This window comes from Streptomyces sp. NPDC059037 (genome assembly GCF_042740015.1).
In the GTDB taxonomy this organism is placed as follows: domain Bacteria; phylum Actinomycetota; class Actinomycetes; order Streptomycetales; family Streptomycetaceae; genus Streptomyces.
This window is the reverse complement of sequence record NZ_JBHYIG010000061.1, coordinates 1-4,302: the sequence shown is the minus strand read 5'-3', so window position 1 is coordinate 4,302 and position 4,302 is coordinate 1. Positions and strand designations below refer to the sequence as shown.

4 protein-coding genes are annotated in these 4,302 nt (G+C 70.9%); all 4 read right to left on the bottom strand.

What is annotated here, in order from left to right:
* Positions 1 to 72 precede the first annotated feature (72 nt).
* Entirely contained in the window at positions 73 to 1,332 is a 1,260-nt protein-coding gene (locus ACFWY6_RS15385; RefSeq protein WP_384689716.1) for a cytochrome P450, read from the bottom strand.
* 26 nt (positions 1,333 to 1,358) lie between these two features.
* The gene (locus ACFWY6_RS15380) at positions 1,359 to 2,870 is read right to left on the bottom strand and encodes a coproporphyrinogen-III oxidase family protein (RefSeq protein WP_384689714.1); all 1,512 of its coding nucleotides are present in this window, start codon (positions 2,868 to 2,870) and stop codon (positions 1,359 to 1,361) included.
* A 182-nt stretch (positions 2,871 to 3,052) separates the two neighbouring features.
* Positions 3,053 to 3,808, bottom strand: a complete 756-nt coding sequence (locus ACFWY6_RS15375) for a 4'-phosphopantetheinyl transferase family protein (RefSeq protein WP_384689711.1) — start codon at positions 3,806 to 3,808, stop codon at positions 3,053 to 3,055.
* A 6-nt stretch (positions 3,809 to 3,814) separates the two neighbouring features.
* On the bottom strand, positions 3,815 to 4,302 hold a 488-nt coding region (locus ACFWY6_RS15370), incomplete at its 5' end, for a LuxR C-terminal-related transcriptional regulator (protein ID WP_384689708.1).

Genomic DNA, 4,302 nt, shown 5'->3' with positions numbered 1-4,302 from the left:
CCCGCCCCCACACCAACCCCCCCCCCCCCGCACAACCTCGCGGGGGCGGAGGGCTTTGGTGCGGTCGACGGGTCAATCCCACTCGACGGGCAGCTGCAGCGGGCCGTGGAACGAGGCGTTGGGCGGGTACGTGAAGGTGGTCCCCGGGACCAGCCGGAGGCCCGGGGGGCGCCGGGTCAGCTCCTCCAGGATGATCCGCATCTCCAGGCGCGCGAGCGGTGCGCCGAGGCACGCGTGGCTGCCGATGCCGAAGCTCAGGTGCCGCTTGGCGTTGGGGCGGTGGATGTCGAAGCGCTCCGGGTCCGGGAAGACGTCCGCGTCGTGGTTGCCGGATCCGATCATGAGCAGGACCGGGCTCTGTGCGGGGATCCGCACGCCGCCGAGCGTGACGGCGGCGCGGGTGCGCCGACGCCAGCACAGGACCGAGGTCGAGTGGCGCAGGGACTCCTCGACCGCGTTGGGCACGGCCGAGGGGTCGGCGCACAGCGCGGTCCACGCGTCCCGCTGTGTCAGCAGGCACTTGAGGGCGTTGGCGGTGGCGTTGGTGGTGGTCTCGTGCGCGGCGACGAGGCCGCTCATCATCATGTTCTGCAGCTGGTTGTCGCTGATGACGTCCGGGTGTTCGCGCTGCATCTCGATGGCGTGCGGGATCCACCCCGTGCCCTTCTCGCGCCGCAGCAGGTCCACGAGTTCACCGGCGAGGGTCCACCAGCGGCCCACCTGGTCGGCGATCTCCCTCTGGTGCTCGCCGGTGGGGCGCCCCCAGGTGAACAGGCCCATCTTCACGGCGTAGCCGCGGGCCTGTGCCACGTACTCCTCGGGGACACCGGCGACCAGCAGACCGACGACCGCCGGGACCTCCCACACCAGGTCCTGGATCAGATCGGCGTGCCCGCGGTCGGCGAACGCGTCGATGTATCCGGTGACCAGGTCCCGGATCCGGCCTTCGAGCGGCTCGATCTCGGGGGCGGCGAGCGGCGGGGCGAGCAGTTTCCGTCGTGGCAGGTGCCGGGGCGGGTCCTCGTTGACGAGGACGGGCCCCGGGGCGAAGCCGTAGCCGTCCAGGACTTCGCGGGCCTCGGCGCCGAGCGGGGTGATCGGCTCCAGCGCGTTGGCCGCGGTGAAGCGGCGGCTGTCGTGCAGCGCCGCCTTGATGTCGTGGTAGCGGGTCACCACCCACATGTCCAACAGCGGGGAGTAGAAGACGGGTTGGTGGCGGCGGGCCTCGGCGAGCGCGGCCGGCGGGTCCTGCTGGTAGGCGTCACCGAACGGGTCGAACCGCTCGGCGACGCCCGCCCCATCGACGAGCCCCGCCCCCGTCCCTCCTGCCATGCCCGTGACAGGGCAGCGGCCGCCCGTCACAGGACCACGGGCAGCGCTGTGCGGCCCGCCCGGCGCGCGGGCACGGTCGCGGCGACCGGGTCACGCTCGATCGGTGAGTAGTCGTAGCGGTCCAGCGGATCGCGCTTGACGTCCACGATGCGGGAGTTGGACTCGCGGATGCGTCCGCGTACGTCGTCGCTGACCAGGTGGAGCGCGATGCTGTCGACGAACGGGGCGCCGCGGTCGGTGGCCCGGATCACCCGGCCGTCGAGCTCGAGGAGCCCGCGGTCGAGGAAGGGGGCGAGGTCGGCGCGGAAGCGTTCGAGGGGGTCGGCGCCGAAGCGCGCGGCGTAGGCGTCGCGGTCCACTCCGCCGGAGCGCAGCGAGAACATCAGGGTGCGGCGCATCCGCTCCTCCTCCGGCAGGCGCGAGCCGCGCCAGACGGGGAGCTTTCCGCTCTCCACGGACGCCATGTAGCCGTCGAGCGAGCAGTCGTTGTAGTACTGCACCTGGTCGACATATCCAAAGCCGGAAACACCGAAGGGCAGCAGGTTGATGTCCTCGATGGAGTCGTACTTGTCCTCCTGCTGCTGGGAATGCGTGTCGGCACGCGCGTAGTAGAAGAGGGGCCCGCGCCGGAATCCGAGACGCTTCATGATCGCCTCGGTGGCGAAGTGCATGAGGAGCCGCCCACGGGCGTCGGGGAAGATCTCCGGGTTCTTGCGGTAGTGCGCGGAAATGGGGTCGGCCTGCTTGAACATGAGGGGGAAGATGTTGAACTTCTCCACGCCGCATTCCACCAGCGACCGTATGGAGGAGTACCAGTTCTCCATCGTCTGGTAGGGAAGGCCGAAGATCAGGTCCACCGACACGTTCGTCGCGTCGCGGTCGTCCAGCATCTTCAGCAGGCGCTGGACGTCGGCCGCGGTGTGCCCGCGGTTGAGCTTGGCGAGGATGCGGTCGTCCATCGACTGGACGCCGAAGACCCAGCGGTTCACGCCGGCGGCCGCCAGGGCGTCGAGGCGCTCCTCGTAGTCCGGGGCGTCGATGACCGAAGGGTGCAGCTCATAGGTGATCTCGGCGTCCGGCGCGATGTCGATGGTCTCGCGCAGGGAGCCGAAGACCCGGCGGATCTGGTCCGCGGAGAGGTAGGAGGGCGTGCCGCCGCCGAAGTACACGGTGCGCGCGGTCGGGCGTCCGATGTGCCCGCGGGCGATCTCCATCTCCTTGACGAGGGCCTGCAGATAGCGCTCGACGCGGGTCTGCTGCGGCAGGATCTCCTTCGCGAAGTGGCAGAAGGTGCACCGCTGTTCGCAGAACGGGATGTGCAGGTAGACGCTGCAGTTCCGGCCGACCCCGGAGAGGAAGTCCTCGCCGCGCATCTCTTCCATCGCCTTGAGCGGAGGGTACGTTCCGATGAGGTAGTAGTTCTCGACGGGCTGGAGAATTCCGGCGGTGGCGAGATCGGCCAGATCCAGTTCCCGCAGGGCCGCCTCCGCTTCCGCGGCCACCTCTTGGAATTCCGGGAAGGGTATGTTTTCGTGCATGCCCGCGTGGCTCCTTTCGGGTGTACGCGCAGAACAGATTGCGCGGAACAGATTGCGCGCGGAACGAGGACCTTTGGAAATCTGCCAGCCGGCCGTTACGGGGGATATAGCAGCCGGTCTGGCAATTGCCTGTCAGTCGCCGGACGAGCCCGGACATGTGCGGCCCGCGCTCAGGGGGATGCTCAGCCCGCGAGCAGCTCCGCCGAGAGATGCACCGTCACCGGCCCCACGGCCCCGACCGGCCTGGCCAGTGCCGCCAGGCAGCCCCGGGGCGCCGCCACGTCCCGCACGACCCAGTACGTCCGTTCGTCCGGGGCCCGGTGGGCGACCACCGCGAGTTCACGGTCCGGGCGTACGTCCACCCGAGCGAGGTCGGTCCCCAGGCCGAGGCCCCAGGACTTGACCACGGCCTCCTTCCGCACCCAGCAGCGCATCAGCGCCTCCTGGCGTGCCTCGCTGTCCGCTCCGTACGACGCCACATGCGCCTGCTCCGCCTCGGTGAGGCAGCGGCGGAACACGGCTTCGGCCTCATGGCCCTGGCGGCGTTCGATGTCCACACCGACCGGGTCGCCCTTGGAGAGGGCGAGCATCCACCACTCTTCGCAGCGCGACATGCTCACCTCCCAGTCGGCGTCGGGCCGCCGGACGTAGGGCGGGCCGTGCTGGTCGCTGCCGCAGCCGGGGCAGCGCCGGGTCCCCCAGCCGATGTCGCCCGGCTCGACCCCGAGGCTGGCGCCCACGATCCGCCGGAACGCGGCGTGCGCGCCCGCGTACCAGGCGCGGCGGCACGCGTCGGTGAAGCGTTCCATCCGGCGCCGCTCGCCCGGGTCGAGCAGCGCGAGGTCGCCGGGCGTGGCTTCGTCAGCTGTCCTGCCGATCCAGATGTGGGCGCCCGAAGGTCCGGGGCGTTCCACGGCGGGGGCGCCTGATGAGGGCATGGCGGCCTACCCCATGGCTCGCGCGACGTGGACCCGGGATGTGCAGTCGAGCTTCTGCATCACCACGCGCAGGTGGTTGATCACCGTCCACTCCGATATCTGCAGCCTGCGCGCTATTTGACGGTTGGTAAGACCTTCCGCGACGAGGAGGGCGATCTGGTGCTGCCGGGCGGTGAGACCGCCCGGCGCCGCCGGTGCGGGCCCGGCGTCCTGCCCTTCCGCGGGGTCGCCGCACTCGGGCCGCGGCGCGAAAAGCCCTGCGATCAGGGCGTCCCGCAGCGATATCTGGTGGGCGCTCAGGCGCAGTTGGTGCAGCTCGGCCGCGTCGAGGGCCTCCCGCAGACGGCCGCCGACGACCTCCAGGGCGGCCTCGTCGTCCGGCACGAGGCCATGGCGCCTGCGCAGGGCCTGGGCGTCGGCGAGCACCCGGGCGACGGCATGCCGTTCCTCGGCGGTGGCCGATCCCGCGACGGTGGCCACGGTCTCCAGGACCT